The organism is Rhodococcus erythropolis NBRC 15567 (assembly GCF_001552595.1).
Taxonomy (GTDB): domain Bacteria; phylum Actinomycetota; class Actinomycetes; order Mycobacteriales; family Mycobacteriaceae; genus Rhodococcus_F; species Rhodococcus_F erythropolis.
In genome coordinates this window covers 1-15,499 of record NZ_BCRM01000020.1, presented here as the reverse complement: position 1 = coordinate 15,499, position 15,499 = coordinate 1, and the positions used below count along the sequence as shown (strand labels likewise).

Here is a 15,499-nt window from a genome sequence, read left to right as displayed (position 1 = left end):
CACAACAAATTCCACCGATTCACACATGATCAGCCCGCATAGAAAAGGTGAACCAGATGTCAGTAACGATCGACCACACAACGGAGAACGCCGCACCGGCCCAGGCGCCGGTCTCCGATCGCGCGTGGGCCCTGTTCCGCGCACTCGACGGTAAGGGATTGGTACCCGACGGTTACGTCGAGGGATGGAAGAAGACCTTCGAGGAGGACTTCAGTCCAAGGCGCGGAGCGGAATTGGTCGCGCGGGCTTGGACCGACCCCGATTTCCGGCAGCTGCTTCTCACCGACGGTACCGCCGCGGTTGCCCAGTACGGATATCTGGGCCCCCAGGGCGAATACATCGTGGCAGTCGAAGACACCCCGACCCTCAAGAACGTGATCGTGTGCTCGCTGTGTTCATGCACCGCGTGGCCCATCCTCGGTCTGCCGCCGACCTGGTACAAGAGTTTCGAATACCGTGCACGCGTGGTCCGCGAGCCACGGAAGGTTCTCTCCGAGATGGGAACCGAGATCGCGTCGGACGTCGAGATCCGCGTCTACGACACCACCGCCGAAACTCGGTACATGGTCCTACCGCAACGTCCCGCAGGCACCGAAGGCTGGAGCCGGGAACAACTGCAGGAAATCGTCACCAAGGACTGCCTGATCGGCGTCGCAGTCCCGCAGGTCCCCACCGTCTGACCACCCCGACAAGAAAGAAGCACACCATGGATGGAGTACACGATCTTGCCGGAGTTCAAGGCTTCGGCAAAGTCCCGCATACCGTCAACGCCGACATCGGCCCCACCTTCCACGCCGAGTGGGAGCACCTGCCGTACAGCCTGATGTTCGCCGGTGTCGCCGAACTCGGGGCCTTCAGCGTCGACGAAGTTCGATACGTCGTCGAGCGGATGGAGCCCCGCCACTACATGATGACCTCGTACTACGAGCGGTACGTCATCGGCGTCGCGGCGCTGATGGTCGAAAAGGGAATCCTGACGCAGGAAGAGCTCGAAAGCCTTGCAGGAGGACCGTTCCCACTCTCACGGCCAAGCGAATCCGAAGGCCGACCGGCTCGCGTCGACACAACCACCTTCGAGGTCGGTCAGCGAGTACGTGTGCGAGACGAATACGTTCCCGGGCATATTCGAATGCCTGCTTACTGCCGAGGACGGGTGGGGACCATCGCTCACCGGACCACCGAGAAGTGGCCGTTCCCCGACGCAATCGGTCACGGCCGCAACGACGCCGGCGAAGAACCCACCTACCACGTGACGTTCGCTGCGGAGGAATTGTTCGGCAGCGACACCGACGGCGGAAGCGTCGTTGTCGACCTCTTCGAGGGTTACCTCGAGCCTGCGGCCTGATCTTCCAGCATTCCAGGCGGCGGTCACGCGATCGCAGCGGTTCGCGTGACCGCCGCCTGATCACAACGATTCACTCATTCGGAAGGACACTGGAAATCATGGTCGACACACGACTTCCGGTCACGGTGCTGTCAGGTTTCCTGGGCGCCGGGAAGACGACGCTACTCAACGAGATCCTGCGCAATCGGGAGGGCCGCCGGGTTGCGGTGATCGTCAACGACATGAGCGAAATCAACATCGACAGTGCAGAAGTCGAGCGTGAGATCTCGCTCAGTCGCTCCGAGGAGAAACTGGTCGAGATGACCAACGGCTGCATCTGCTGCACTCTGCGAGAGGATCTTCTCTCCGAGATAAGCGCCTTGGCCGCCGATGGCCGATTCGACTACCTTCTCATCGAATCTTCGGGCATCTCCGAACCGCTGCCCGTCGCGGAGACGTTCACCTTCATCGATACCGACGGCCATGCCCTGGCCGACGTCGCCCGACTCGACACCATGGTCACAGTCGTCGACGGCAACAGTTTTCTGCGCGACTACACGGCTGGAGGTCGCGTCGAAGCCGATGCCCCGGAAGATGAACGCGACATCGCGGATCTGCTTGTCGATCAGATCGAGTTTGCCGACGTCATCCTGGTGAGCAAGGCCGATCTCGTCTCGCACCAGCACCTGGTCGAATTGACTTCGGTCCTAAGATCTTTGAACGCAACTGCTGCGATAGTTCCGATGACTCTCGGCCGTATCCCACTCGACACGATTCTCGATACCGGCTTGTTCTCGCTCGAGAAAGCTGCTCAGGCCCCTGGATGGCTACAAGAACTCCAAGGTGAACACACCCCCGAAACCGAGGAGTACGGAATCGGTTCGGTGGTGTACCGCGAGCGCGCGCCCTTCCACCCACAACGCCTGCATGATTTCCTGAGCAGCGAGTGGACCAACGGAAAGTTACTTCGGGCCAAGGGCTACTACTGGAATGCCGGCCGGTTCACCGAGATCGGGAGTATTTCTCAGGCCGGTCATCTCATTCGCCACGGATACGTCGGCCGTTGGTGGAAGTTTCTACCCCGTGACGAGTGGCCGGCCGACGACTACCGTCGCGACGGAATCCTCGACAAGTGGGAAGAACCTGTCGGTGACTGCCGACAAGAACTCGTCTTCATCGGCCAATCCATCGACCCAATTCGACTGCACCGAGAACTCGACGCGTGTCTACTCACCACAGCCGAGATCGAACTCGGGCCAGACGTGTGGACCACCTGGAGCGACCCCCTGGGCGTCGACTATACCGACCAGACCGTTTGATATTGGTCCGATTTGCCGTAAGTTGTGCGCAATGGGGCTATCACGCAACCGAACTCGGGCGTTGTTGATCGTCGCGGCAATCGCAGCCGGGACCGCTGCCGCGGCAATCGCAGCCGGGACCGCTGCCGCGGCGACGCCGGCGGAGGCCACCTGGACAACCGCGCCGATGTGCGGCGATTGGCAGGTCGAGACCGTAGCCCAGGGGTTGGAACAGCTCGAAAACCTCGAGACCGATGACAACGGCGGGTTCTACCTCTCCGGCGAGTCGAAGATCTATCACGTCGACGCCGAAGGACAGGTACGAACCGTCCTCGACGGCATTGCTGCTCCTGGCGGTTTGCAGCTCGACGGTTCGAGGCTGTCCTTCCTCACCAGACAGGACGGCAAGCTGTGGCAACTGGACACCACGACGGATCAGCTGTCCGCCCCCGCCGACTTCGCGGGCAACGGCTTGCTCCGCCTACCTGACGGCGATCTGCTGACGACGTGGGTCGGAACGGAGGGCGGCCCGTCGAAGGGCGTGTCGCGCTATCAACATGACTCCCGAACCGTCGTACCCAATTGGGCCGCAGTGCCACGTTCGGAGGGGCTCGCGCTCAGTCCGGATCATCGAGCCGTGTACACCGATGATCTGTTCACAGGTCAGATCATTCGAGTCCCTGTGGATACCCCTGATGCGTGGGCCGTTGTCGCAACCGTCCCGAGCCCGGTACCCGGTCTCGACGATCTGACCATGTCGCGGGATGGGATGCTCTACGTCGCTGCTCACCTCGAGGGCGCGATCTATCGTGTAGATCCCGAGACCGGGAAGTCCTGCGTCGTCGCTTCGGGTCTGTCGGGTGGGTGGACCGGGCCGAGTTCAGTGCGTATCGGCCGGGACGGCGACGGCCGGGCGCTCTACGTCACCGGCTTCGACGGGACACTGCGCCGCCTGGTACCTCCGGCGGGCGTCGAACTCGCACCGGTTCGGTAACTCCGTTCTCTTCGAGACGGGATTCTCCGACCTGGCGATACTTAAAATCACGCTGATTTGAAGGCATGCCCGCAGCGCAGCGGCCGCTTGTCCGAAAACTGTCAACAGTTCTACACGGAGAAATGGCTACCCTTAGGTTTACGCTGCTCGCATGTTTTCTTCCGTCGCAGCGAAGATCCGCCTGGTGGTGGCACTGCTCCTCACTGCCCTCCTGGCGTTGACTCTGTCATCGTGCTCGAGTGGCTCGGATTCGTCGGCAGCCCCCACAGACCTGTGTGCACCTCCAGGAGTGGGAGCCGCAACCGCGGCGCCCACCAATCTGGATGCGGCAGCGGGTGCGGGCGCCGAAGACCGCTACACCACGGCCACCGTCACCCCGGTCGATCGGATCGACACCTCGAAGCTGAACTTGATCAAACCCGGGGTCATCACGGTCGGCACGCTCGGTGACGCGCCCCCGAGCATCTGCGTCAACTCCGAGAATCAGTACACCGGATACGACAACGAGCTGCTGAAGGCCGTCGCGGACAAGCTGGGCCTGAAGGTCGAGTTCGTCGGCACCGAGTTCGCCGGGCTCCTCGCCCAGGTTGCCGGTCGACGCTTCGACGTCGGCTCGTCGTCCATCACCACCACAGACGACCGTCGCAACACCGTCGGCTTCACCAACGGTTACGACTTCGGATACTTCTCCCTCGTCGTGCCTAACGGCAGCCCGATCACCGGCTTCGGAGACCTGGACGCATCAAAGCGCATCGGCGTCGTGCAGGGAACCGTGCAGGACGACTACGTCGTGAACACGCTCAAGCTCGATCCCGTGAAGTTTCCCGACTACGCCACGGCGTACGCGAACCTCAAGTCCGGACAGATCGACGCCTGGGTAGCTCCGTCTCAGCAGGCCGAAGGCGCAATCGCTCCGGGTGACCCGACCTCGATCATCCAGAACACCTTCTCGGTCAACAACTTCGTCGGCTGGGCGGTGAACAAGGAAAACCAGCCGCTGATCGACGCCCTCAACTCCGGCCTCGACGCAGTCATCGACGACGGAACCTGGTCTCAGCTGTACGCCGACTGGGTACCGCGTCAACTCCCTGAAGGCTGGAAGCCCGGATCCAAGGCCGCGGCCACTCCGGAACTGCCCGACTTCGCAGCCATTGCGGCGGAAAACGCAGCAAACGGTGACGGTGGCGATACCGCGTCGTACCAACCTAAGTCGACGCTCGAACAGCTCAAGGACACGTTCTTCGACTGGGATCTGTACAAGAAGGCATTCCCCGATCTCCTCAAGACCGGTCTTCCCAACACCCTGATCCTTGCGCTCGCGTCTGGCATCATCGGCACGGTCCTCGGCATGCTGCTCGCTGTCGCCGGTATCTCGCGCACCCGTTGGCTGCGCTGGCCCGCCCGCGTCTACACCGACATCTTCCGTGGCCTGCCCGCCGTCGTCATCATCTTGATCATCGGGCTCGGAGTCGGACCGATCGTCAAGGGAATCACCGGCAGCAATCCGTACTGGCTCGGTGTCGCGGCGCTGTCGCTGCTCGCGTCGGCATACATCGGTGAGATCTTCAGATCCGGTATCCAGAGCGTCGAGTCCGGGCAGCTCGAGGCTTCCCGCGCCCTCGGCTTCAGCTACCGCAAGTCCATGTCGCTGGTCGTCATCCCGCAGGGTGTACGACGCGTTCTGCCGGCGTTGATGAACCAGTTCATCTCGCTGATCAAGGACTCGTCGCTGATCTACTTCCTCGGTCTCCTCGTCACCCAGCGGGAACTCTTTGCCGTCGGACGTGATCTCAACGCCCAGACCGGCAGCCTGTCCCCGCTCGTTGCGGCAGGCTTGTTCTACCTTGCTCTGACCATCCCGCTGACGCACCTCGTCAACTACATCGACAACCGGCTCCGGACCGGACGCGCCGACACTTCAGGCACGTTGGATCCGCTCGAGCAGGCCATCGTCGTGGAAAGGGGCTGAGGACATGACCACCAGCTCTGAACTGAAGTCCGTATCGCTCACCGGCAAGGACCTGCATCTGTCCTTCGGTGCCAACAAGGTGCTTCGCGGCGTCAACCTGCACGTCGACGCCGGAAACACCGTCACCGTCATCGGGCCCTCGGGTTCGGGCAAGTCGACTCTCCTGCGCGTGCTGAACCGTCTGCACGAGCCTGAGCAGGGTGACGTGCTGCTCGACGGGAAGTCCGTCTTGAAGGACAATCCCGACGAGCTTCGCCAACGAATCGGCATGGTGTTCCAGCACTTCAACCTGTTCCCGCACAAGACCGTCGCCGAGAACATCGCGCTCGGGCCGAACAAGCTCAAGGGGTTGTCCAAGGAACAAGCTCGGGCGCTCGCGCTCGAGCAGCTGGATCTGGTGGGGCTCAAGGAGAAGGCGGACTCGCGGCCCGGCAACCTTTCCGGTGGTCAGCAGCAGCGCGTCGCCATTGCCCGCGCCTTGGCGATGAAGCCCGAGGTCATGTTCTTCGACGAGGCGACGTCAGCTCTCGACCCCGAACTGGTCAAGGGCGTTCTGGCGTTGATGGCCGATCTCGCGAAGTCCGGTATGACCATGGTCGTCGTGACGCACGAAATGGGCTTCGCGCGTTCCGTTTCCGACAAGGTGCTCTTCATGGACCGCGGCGCCGTTGTCGAAACCGGTACTCCTGAACAGCTTTTCGACGATCCCGAGACCGATCGACTGCAGGCGTTCCTGTCACAGGTTCTCTGACCCAGGACGCTTCAGAGATCGACGGGCGTTGGTCCTCGACGCCTGAAGCATCAGATGGTCACGTTCGGCGAGGTTGGATGCCTTGTGCGCTGCATCGGCATACAACCTCGCCGCCGTCTCCACGTCTCCGTCGCGTTCACGGAGATAGGCCTCGACTGCGGCATGGCGTGGAAGTGAATCGTCCAGCGCTGCAAGAGCTGCCAAGCCGGCGCGTGGTCCGTCTGCCTCGCCGACGGCCACCGCTCGGTTGAGCCGGACGATCGGGCTGTCGGTCAGGGCTGCGAGTTCGTCGTACCACTCCACGATCTGCACCCAATCGGTCTCGTCTGCTGTGAGAGCGTCGGCATGAAGTGCGGCAATCGCGGCCTGGGCTTGGAACTCGCCCAGTCGGTCGCGAGCGAGGGCTCCCTGAAGGATCACGACCCCTTCCGCGATCGTCTCGGTGTCCCACCGTCCGCGGTCCTGCTCGGCAAGCGGAACCAGGCTGCCGTCTGCGGCAGTGCGCGCGGCGCGGCGAGCGTGATGAAGCAGCATCAGAGCGAGCAACCCCGCCACCTCGGGATGATCGATCGCAGCGGCGAGCTGCCGGGTGAGCCTGATGGCCTCGGCAGCCAGGTCGACGTCGCCGGAGTACCCCTCGTTGAAGACCAGATAAAGGACACGTAGAACGGTGGCGACATCGCCGGGTTGCTCGAACCGGACGCCGGAGACCGTGCGCTTGGCTCGGCTGATGCGCTGAGCCATCGTCGCTTCGGGCACCAGGTAGGCCTGCGCAATCTGGCGAGTGGTCAGCCCACCGACAGCGCGCAGCGTGAGTGCAACGGCGGACGACGGCGTCAACGACGGGTGAGCGCACAGAAAGTAGAGCTGGAGTGTGTCGTCCACGCCCGGCACCGACCCGCTGACCGGCCGCTCGCCTGGCTGCTCGTCAACCAGAAACTCCCGCTTGCGACGAGCCGCATCCGACCGGATCCCGTCGAGGAACCGCCGCCAGGCCACTGTGACCAGCCAGCCCTTGGGGTCCCGCGGCGGGTTGTCCGGCCAGGTCCTGACCGCCTCGAGCAGAGCATCCTGCACGGCATCCTCGGCCGACGCGAAATCTGCTCCGCGGCGGACGAGGATGCCGAGCACGCTCGGAGTCAGACTTCGAAGCAGCGCGTCGTCCATGAGAGTCGTCAGTCCGTGATGGTCGGCGGCTCGGTCAGGAACGGGCGCAGTTCGAGCCATTCGTGAATCGGCTTCCCGCCTGCGCCGGGCGCGGCCGAGAGCTCCCCGGCCAATTCGACGGCTCGGTCGTAGTTGTCGACGTCGATCACCATCCAGCCGGCAATGAGGTCCTTGGTTTCCGCGAACGGGCCGTCGGTGACCGGCGGGCGACCCTCACCGTCGTACCGGACAAAGGTGCCCTCAGGAGCGAGAGCCTGACCGTCGACGAACTCGCCCGCCTTCTCGAGCCGATCCGCGAAGTCCTGCATGTACTTCACGTGGGCCGTGATCTCTTCCGGTGTCCACTGGTCCATCGGCACGTCGTTGACTGCAGCCGGAGCGCCGCGGTAGTGCTTGAGCAGCAAGTACTTGGCCATCGTGAATCTCCTCTGTGTCGGTGCCACCCATTCTGGTCGCACTTCACTACAGGGACGAAGCAAGTCGGGGATTCTCGACATCGCAGGGCCTTCGGCCCTGTGCGCCTTTTTGGTAGTGCCCGCAACCAGAAAGGCGCACGGGGGCCGGAGGCCCTAAATCCACCCCTGCCGACGAGCGATCACTGCAGCTTCGTGCCGATTGGCTGCACCTAGTTTGGTGACAGCTGACGACAAATAGTTTCGGGTGGTACCCGCAGACAGGTGTGCCCGGGAAGCGATCTGCTCGATGGATGCCCCGTCGGCCGCGTATTCGAGTACGTCCGCCTCGCGCGGAGTAAGCGGTGAGTCGCCGGCGCCGATCGCCTCGGCAGCCAACGACGGGTCGACGTACCTCCCGCCGGCATGGACGCTGCGGACCACCTCGGCGAGCGTCGCCGCAGGCGTCGTCTTCGGTAGAAATCCGCGGACACCTGCTGACAGTGCCTTCTTCAAGTACCCAGGACGCCCGTGGCTCGTCACGATGATCGAGACGCACCCCGAGACCGTCTGCGCAATCTGTTGCGCCGTCTCGATGCCGTCGATACCCGCCATCTGAAGGTCGAGCACGGCTACGTGAGGTTGATGCTTTGCAGCAGCGATCACGGCATCCTCGCCGGATTCGGCTTCTGCCACGACGACGATGTCGTCCTCGAGCGACAACATCATGGCCAGAGCCGAGCGGATCAGGTTCTCGTCGTCGGCCAGCAGTACCTTGATCGGCTCGGTCACCGAGACTCCTTCGTTCGGGACGGAAAGTGGGCGGTGAGGGTGAAGCGATCTTCGTCCTGGACGGTTTCGACAGTTCCTCCGACGGCGCCGACGCGCTCGCGCAATCCGTTCAGACCGGTTCCGTTGTTCGGCTCTGCGATCCGTGCGCCGTCGTTGGCAATCACGACGCCGTCCGCGGACACCTCGATGCTGCAATTCTCGGCACTGGAGTGCCGGAGAATGTTGGTCACGCCTTCACGGACGACCCACGCGGCGGCCTCGGCCAGTTCCACCGGCAGTTGATCTGCCGATCCACGTATCGCGGTGGAGATTCCGGCGGCCTCGAGCAGAGACTGCGCACCGGCCAGCTCCGATGCCAAGGCGATGGACCGGTATCCCCGAACCAACTCGCGCGCTTCGTCGAGAGAATCTTGCGCAAGTTCGCGTACTTCGTCCATCTGCGCGGCGGCACGATCGTCGCCGCGTCGTGAAAGAGTGGCTGCAAGTTCGCTTTTCACCGCAATTGCAGACAGCGCACGCCCGACGACGTCATGGAGATCGCGCGAAAATCGCAACCGCTCCTCGGCGACGGACAGGGCAGCGGCAGCTCCGCGAGCCTCGTCCAATTCGGTGACCATGCGAAGCAGCCACACCGACATGTAAACGGTCAGCCCCATGAAGGCGGCGACGATTCCGACGGACACGCCGCTTTCCGGACCCGCAAGCAGTCCCAGTACAACCCCGGCGGCCACCGAGCCCACGATCAGCCAGCGCAACGACGTCAACCCGGCAAGGGGCACGACAAGGATTGCCGCCAGCCAGAAGTACGGACCGTTCTCGCCATTGCTTCCCAAGGCGATTCCCGCCGAGCAGAACGCCGACAACGTCATCACGGCAAGAGGAATCTGGACGGGCTTGGCCACGACTCCACCCAGATCTGGCATCCGAGACACGGCGATGGCGCACGCAACGGCACTGATCCCGAGGAAGACACCCGACAGGTACCGATCCGCAACGATCTCGGTGACCGCACCGAAGCCACCGAAAACCACTGCGACCATGATGAACGATTGCCGCGTGTAGAGGCGAACCTTGTCGACGTTCGACGCGGTTCGCCACGTCCGTCTCGGATTCCAGCGTCCGAAGTTCTGCGCGATCATGCCCACTACCTTCTCAGAGTTCTACGAACGCGGTTCCCAGCGGAAGTGGACGTTCGCGATCAGAACCGAACCGACGATCCACGCCAGCATGACCAACAGCGGTTGCGCAGCCGAACCGAAGGTGTCGACAAATCCCGTTGCCGCACCGGGCGCATCGCCCAGATCAGCCAGTTCGCCAGTGGTCCGCCCCAGCCATCCGAGATTGAGAAGGTCGACTACCGCGGCCAGCGGAGTGAAATCGAGAATGCGAGCAACGTTGTCCGGCACGACATTCCTGATCGAAGACATACCTGCCGTCGCCAGAATCAGAATCGGCATGCAGGTGATCTGCGCCGCCTCTGCATTTCGCGTTACAGCCGAAGTGATCAACGCCAGCGCCGTGAAGAGCGCGGCGCCGCCGATCACTGCGACCAGCACCAGGACCGGATTGAACGGAGCACTACCGCCCAGAACCATCACGGCGATTCCGATCACCACCGTCAACAGGCCGGTGAGAACCCACGACGGCACTGCCGGGCCCGCCAGGATCTCGGCGTCGCTGCATTCCCCGGTCCGTAGTCGCTTGAGAACCAACTCGTCACGGCGCGTCGCGTACACCGACAGCAGGTTGTAGAAGACCACGAAGACGAGAAGGAAGAGCGCAAATACCTCGAGGCCTGCCGACACCGACTTGTCCGACAGCCCGCCGTCTCGCGACAGGTACAGCATTCCCACGGGAAAGATCAGCGGGAGGACGATTGCATTGAAGAGCAACAGTCGATTTCGTCCCAGGAGCGTGAACTCCGAACGAGACAGGGTTGCGATGCGGTTCATGCCGACGCTCCTTCGAGAGTTGCGTGATGATCGAATTGGTCTGCAATGGAGAGGAATACTGTCTCCAGGGACGCCGCCCGGGCATCCAAGCCGGTCAGCAAGACATCATTGTGCTGCGCCCACAGCAGCAGTTCCGTCAGCGTCTCCTGGACGGTGCGAGTGGTGATCAGCACCAGATCGTTTTCGACGCGCACCTCGGCGCCGGCCAGCGCTGGGAGCGGAAGGCCTGGGCGGTGCAGTTTGATCTGGGCGGGATGATCTGCGACGACGTCCGCCACGGTTCCGCTGCGCACGACCGATCCACGGTGCATGATCGCCAATTGGTCGCACAAGGATTCAGCTTCGTCGAGATAGTGCGTCGTCAACATGATGGTGACGCCCGACGCTTTCAAGTCAGCGATCAATTGCCAAGTGTTACGACGACTTTCGGGATCCAAACCAGTAGTCGGTTCGTCGAGGAACAGTACGAGTGGCCGGCCGATGATCGCGCACGCCAGATCCAGTCGGCGCGCTTCACCGCCCGAGAGGAACTTCACGCGGGTATCGCCACGGTCGCGCATGTCCACGCGCTCGAGCACCTCGTCGACGGGAAGCGGATTCGAGCACGTTCCGGCCCACATCGCCAAACTCTCACGAGCAGTCAGGTCTTGGGGAAGCCCACCCTTCTGGAGCATGATGCCAAGCGACGGTCGAATCTGCTTGCGGTTGCGCACCGGATCCATTCCCAGAACGCGCACCGTACCGGCACTGGCTCGTGAAAGGCCCTGAATCACTTCGAGAGTGGATGTCTTGCCGGCACCGTTTGTTCCGAGGAGGCCGAACAGCTCACCTTCCTGAACACTCAGATCCAGATTGCGAACAGCATCGAACGCCTCCTTGCCGGAGCCGTAGCGCCGCGACATTCCGACTACGTCGATCACGGGATCGCCCTTCATCGCTGCGCCTCCTCTCGGTTCCAGCTGCGCAGTCCGATCGTGAATCGAATGCCCGCGTAGACCGCGAGAGCGGCAACAAGAATCCAGGACACCGGATTGGAGCCGATGATCGCGAATACCCCTCCGATGATCGCGATGTTCACCACGATCACAACAAGTTCGCGGCCCATCGTGGGTGCGGGTCCGATGTCCATCAGGTCCGTCAGGAGGCTTCCCTCATGTGGTTCTCTCATGCCCCCAAGCCTCGCGGGAAGTCCGCGACGAAAACAGTGCACAGCGTCATCACCTGCGGTGACACCGTCATGGATCGGCGATGACAAATGTCATGCGACGTCCCCGCGGGGACGCGTCGTAAATTGCAGGTAAGGGTCGCCTCGTTGTTTTGCCGTTCATTTTTACGTTCCTTTACCCTCGCTTAGAGCTTCTACGGTTCCCGAAGTCCGTACATCGAATCTCGGGAGTTCACGGTGGCTATCAAGCCTTTGGCCTTGTTCGTCAAACACGACGGCGTGTCTGCACGCGCGTCGATCACCTGCCAGTACAAGTGCGGAAACGCGTGCTCTCACGAGGTCCCCAACACCTCGGGCGGCGAATACTTCCGCGATATCGCACGCACGGCACTGACTCGTCGCGGCATGCTCCGGGGCAGCGGCATGGCAGTGCTCGCGGTGGGAGCGGGCAGCGCCCTCGTCGCGTGTTCGGACGAATCCGCAAGTGCCGAACCGGGAACCGGATCAGCGAGCGGCAGCAGCGGCGGAACCACACCAGCGGGGACGAACTTCGACGCCGTCGCGCCCAACAAGGAAGACAAGGTCACGGTCCCTGACGGATACGATCAGGCCGTCGTCATCCGTTGGGGTGACGCCGTTCTCGCCGGAGCCCCGGCATTCGACTTCGACAAGCAGACTGCGGCAGCACAGGAACTGCAGTTCGGATTCAACAACGACTTCGCCGGATTGCTCCCGGTCGACGGGCAGCCCAACACCTACCTCCTCGTGGTCAATCACGAATACTCCACCGAGCCGGCGATGTTCCGCGGCTACGATGCGGAGAACCCGACCGAGGAGCAGTTCAAGATCGGCCTGGCCAGCCACGGACTGTCAGTCGTCCAGGTCAAGGGCGAATCCGACAACGGCAAGCTGGTACCGGAGATCGGATCGAACAACCGCCGCATCACCGGAACCACGGAGTTTGTCGTGACCGGCCCCGCTGCAGGTAGCGACTTCCTCAAGACGAGTGCCGATCCCACGGGAACCAAAGTGCTCGGCACCCTCAACAATTGCGCTGGCGGCGTCACACCCTGGGGCACAGTGCTTTCCGGCGAAGAGAACTTCAACCAGTACTTCGCTAACGCCGAGGGTGTCACCGATCCCACGGTGGCAGCCCGGCTGAAGCGCTACGGTCTGGCCGGAGCCGCTTCCGAGCGCAAGTGGGAACGCTTCGACAAGCGGTTCGATCTGGTCGCAGAACCCAACGAGGTCAACCGATTCGGATACGTCGTCGAGATCGATCCCTGGGATCCGTCGTCGACTCCGATCAAGCACACAGCGCTCGGACGTTTCAAGCACGAAGCCGCCACCATTTACATCACGTCGGACGGCACCGTCGTTGCATACAGCGGTGACGACGAGCGCTTCGACTACATGTACAAGTTCGTCTCGAGCCGAAAGATGCAGGACGGCAAGAGTCAGGCAGCCATGCGCCACAACATGACTCTGCTCGACGCCGGAACACTGTACGTTGCAAAGCTCAGCGGAAACTCCGCCGGCGAGATCGACGGAACCGGCAAACTCCCGTCGGACGGCACGTTCGACGGAACCGGCGAGTGGGTAGCCATCCTGCGCACCGGCGAAGACGGCAAGGGCGAATCGCTGGTAGACGGTATGAGCGCCGAAGAGGTCGCCGTCTTCACCCGCCAGGCCGGTGACAAGGTCGGGGCAACGAAGATGGATCGCCCCGAGGACTTCGAGGCAAACCCGAAGAGCGGCAAGGTTTACGTCGCACTGACCAACAACACCAAGCGCGGAGTCGACGGTGGTGCCGCGGCCGACGAGGCGAACCCGAGGAACAACAACAAGAACGGCCAGGTCCTCGAAATCACCGACGACCACGCCGGCACCACCTTCGGCTGGAATCTTCTTCTCGTCTGCGGAGATCCGGCCACAGCCGATACTTACTTCGGCGGGTTCGACAAGAGCAAGGTCAGCCCCATCTCATGCCCGGACAACCTTGCCTTCGACCCGCACGGCAATCTGTGGATCTCCACCGACGGCAACGCACTCAAGTCCAACGACGGACTGTTCAGCGTTGTCCTCGAAGGCGAAAACCGCGGTGAGACAAAGCAGTTCCTCACCGTTCCCGTCGGCGCCGAAACCTGCGGCCCCATCGTGGACGAGAAGCGCGTCATCGTCTGCGTCCAGCACCCCGGCGAGACCGACGACGCCAGCATCGAAAGCCCCGCATCCCATTGGCCCGACGGTGGTTCCTCCCAGCCTCGCCCGTCGGTAGTTGCAGCCTGGAAGAAGGACGGATCTCGGCTCGGCTCGTAGCACACACGAAAACGACTGTGGGGCAGATCGCATACTCTGCGATCTGCCCCACGTCGTTTACCTCAGATTCTCAAGAGAATCAGTTGTCACCATCCTCGCGACGCTTACGCGTCAGGAGAACAACACCCGTTCCCAGCGCCAGCAGCAGAACCAAACCGCCTGCCGCGAGCAACCCGGTGTTCACGCCACTCTCACCAGCGCCACCACCCGAGTTGATCGTTCCACCCTGAGGAGCAGACGTCGGCGGCTTCGGCTGACCCGGCTGACCCGGGTTTGCTGTCGGCGGCTTCGGCTGTCCCGGAACCGTGCTCGGAACCGGCTGACCCGGAACCGTCGGCGGTACGACGATCGGAGGCACAACGACGATCGGGGGAATGATGATCGTCGGTGTAACCGGCACCGTCGTGTTCGGAACCGTCGTGGTCGGCGGAACTGTCGTGACCGGCGTCGTTGTCGTCGGCGGCGTCGTTGTCGTCACGCCACACGGATCCACAATCTCCTCCGCGACAATTTCTTCTGTCGTGGTCTCCTCTGTGGTGGTCTCCTCCCTGGTGGTGGATTCCTCCGTACCGGTCACATCAGCGTCACCGGCAGTGGTCGCGCTAGCCGTCGTCGTCGCAACCGTTGTGGTCGGAACCATCCGCGTGGTCGTCGTCGTCGGAGGAACACAGGGCTCCGTCGTGACCGGCGGCGTCGTGGTGGTCGTCGGAGGCACCGTGGTGGTGGTCTCCGGCGGGTCCACCGGGTGTTCGGTGCAGAGAGCGTCGCCCGGAACACAGTCCACCGGCGGGTTCTCGCCACCAACCACCAGGTAGTTGTTCAGGACGCCCGGAGTGAATCCGGGACCTGACAACGTTCCGATCTCAGGATTGACCTTGACGGTGTACGTCACCGTCGCGCTCTCACCCTTGGCCAGCTTTCCGGTGACCGTGAAGACGTTGTCGACGACACCCGAAACAACCAGCGTGGAAGTAGTAGCCGGATTCTTCGTCATTACTGCATCGTCGAGAACATCGGTCAGATCGTCGTAGAAGCTGATCTCACCATCCGCGGTGCCCACATTCTTGAACGTGAGCGTGTACGTGATCTCCTGGCCGCCAACCACACGGTTCGTGGTGGACGGGTCAGAGGACTTCAGTACCTCGATTGCGGGAGTGCCATCAACCGGGTGTTCGGTCGTGACCGGCGGAGGAGTGATCTCCGGACCGGTCGGCGGCTTCGCAGTACCGGTGACCTTGTTGTTGATCAGAACGCCGCCGGCAACACCGTCGTTGATCTTCACCTGATAGGTCAGAACAACCGACTTACCAGCTTCGAGTGCACCCGTCCAGGAGAGCGTGGTGCCCTCGAGGGTCGGAGCAGTCGCGTCGACACCG

The 15,499-nt window shown here is 62.6% G+C and carries 15 protein-coding genes; 7 read left to right on the top strand and 8 right to left on the bottom strand.

The features are described 5' to 3' along the window. Positions 1-56 precede the first annotated feature (56 nt). The 6 genes from nthA to RE4_RS22290 all read left to right on the top strand — a co-directional run bounded on the left by nthA (position 57) and on the right by RE4_RS22290 (position 6,336). A complete protein-coding gene (nthA, locus tag RE4_RS22315; protein WP_042953455.1) occupies positions 57-680 on the top strand; it encodes a nitrile hydratase subunit alpha in 624 nt (207 codons plus the stop codon). A gap of 26 nt (positions 681-706) precedes the next feature. Next, the gene (gene nthB, locus RE4_RS22310; RefSeq protein WP_060939365.1) at positions 707-1,345 is read left to right on the top strand and encodes a nitrile hydratase subunit beta; all 639 of its coding nucleotides are present in this window, start codon (positions 707-709) and stop codon (positions 1,343-1,345) included. Positions 1,346-1,443: 98 nt separating this feature from the next. Then, complete coding sequence (locus RE4_RS22305) at positions 1,444-2,643, top strand: GTP-binding protein (RefSeq protein WP_060939364.1); 1,200 nt, start codon at positions 1,444-1,446, stop codon at positions 2,641-2,643. 31 nt (positions 2,644-2,674) lie between these two features. Further along, the gene (locus RE4_RS22300) at positions 2,675-3,616 is read left to right on the top strand and encodes an SMP-30/gluconolactonase/LRE family protein (RefSeq protein ID WP_060939363.1); all 942 of its coding nucleotides are present in this window, start codon (positions 2,675-2,677) and stop codon (positions 3,614-3,616) included. Between the two features lie 151 nt (positions 3,617-3,767). Then, positions 3,768-5,585 carry an ABC transporter substrate-binding protein/permease gene (locus RE4_RS22295; RefSeq protein WP_021346139.1) on the top strand — a complete coding sequence of 606 codons (1,818 nt, stop codon included), beginning with the start codon at positions 3,768-3,770 and terminating at the stop codon, positions 5,583-5,585. Between the two features lie 4 nt (positions 5,586-5,589). Continuing rightward, positions 5,590-6,336, top strand: coding sequence for an amino acid ABC transporter ATP-binding protein (locus RE4_RS22290; protein ID WP_019746137.1), 747 nt, complete (start codon positions 5,590-5,592; stop codon positions 6,334-6,336). Here RE4_RS22290 and RE4_RS22285 read toward each other — a convergent pair. The 7 genes from RE4_RS22285 to RE4_RS22255 all read right to left on the bottom strand — a co-directional run bounded on the left by RE4_RS22285 (position 6,322) and on the right by RE4_RS22255 (position 11,807). Then, a complete protein-coding gene (locus tag RE4_RS22285; protein WP_029256772.1) occupies positions 6,322-7,503 on the bottom strand; it encodes an RNA polymerase sigma factor in 1,182 nt (393 codons plus the stop codon). The two genes, RE4_RS22290 and RE4_RS22285, sit on opposite strands and share 15 nt — an antisense overlap. 8 nt (positions 7,504-7,511) lie before the next feature. Further along, on the bottom strand, positions 7,512-7,919 hold the full coding sequence (locus RE4_RS22280; protein WP_021346141.1) for a YciI family protein: 408 nt from the start codon (positions 7,917-7,919) through the stop codon (positions 7,512-7,514). 153 nt (positions 7,920-8,072) lie between these two features. Further along, positions 8,073-8,687 carry a response regulator transcription factor gene (locus RE4_RS22275; protein ID WP_019746140.1) on the bottom strand — a complete coding sequence of 205 codons (615 nt, stop codon included), beginning with the start codon at positions 8,685-8,687 and terminating at the stop codon, positions 8,073-8,075. Further along, positions 8,684-9,826, bottom strand: a complete 1,143-nt coding sequence (locus tag RE4_RS22270; RefSeq protein ID WP_019746141.1) for a sensor histidine kinase — start codon at positions 9,824-9,826, stop codon at positions 8,684-8,686. Before RE4_RS22270 ends, RE4_RS22275 begins: the two co-directional genes overlap by 4 nt. 21 nt (positions 9,827-9,847) lie before the next feature. After that, positions 9,848-10,639: an ABC transporter permease gene (locus tag RE4_RS22265; protein WP_060939362.1), complete on the bottom strand. Its 792-nt coding sequence runs from the start codon at positions 10,637-10,639 to the stop codon at positions 9,848-9,850. After that, entirely contained in the window at positions 10,636-11,574 is a 939-nt protein-coding gene (locus tag RE4_RS22260) for an ABC transporter ATP-binding protein (RefSeq protein WP_019746143.1), read from the bottom strand. The genes RE4_RS22265 and RE4_RS22260 overlap by 4 nt, the downstream gene beginning before the upstream one ends. Beyond that, on the bottom strand, positions 11,571-11,807 hold the full coding sequence (locus RE4_RS22255; RefSeq protein WP_019746144.1) for a hypothetical protein: 237 nt from the start codon (positions 11,805-11,807) through the stop codon (positions 11,571-11,573). The genes RE4_RS22260 and RE4_RS22255 overlap by 4 nt, the downstream gene beginning before the upstream one ends. A 234-nt stretch (positions 11,808-12,041) precedes the next feature. Between RE4_RS22255 and RE4_RS22250 the strand changes: the two genes are divergently transcribed. Further along, entirely contained in the window at positions 12,042-14,123 is a 2,082-nt protein-coding gene (locus RE4_RS22250; RefSeq protein ID WP_021346144.1) for a PhoX family protein, read from the top strand. A 79-nt stretch (positions 14,124-14,202) separates the two neighbouring features. On the opposite strand, the gene RE4_RS22245 is transcribed toward RE4_RS22250, so the two are convergent. Beyond that, a partial coding sequence (locus tag RE4_RS22245) for a DUF7927 domain-containing protein (RefSeq protein WP_155716987.1) occupies positions 14,203-15,499 on the bottom strand: 1,297 nt, incomplete at its 5' end.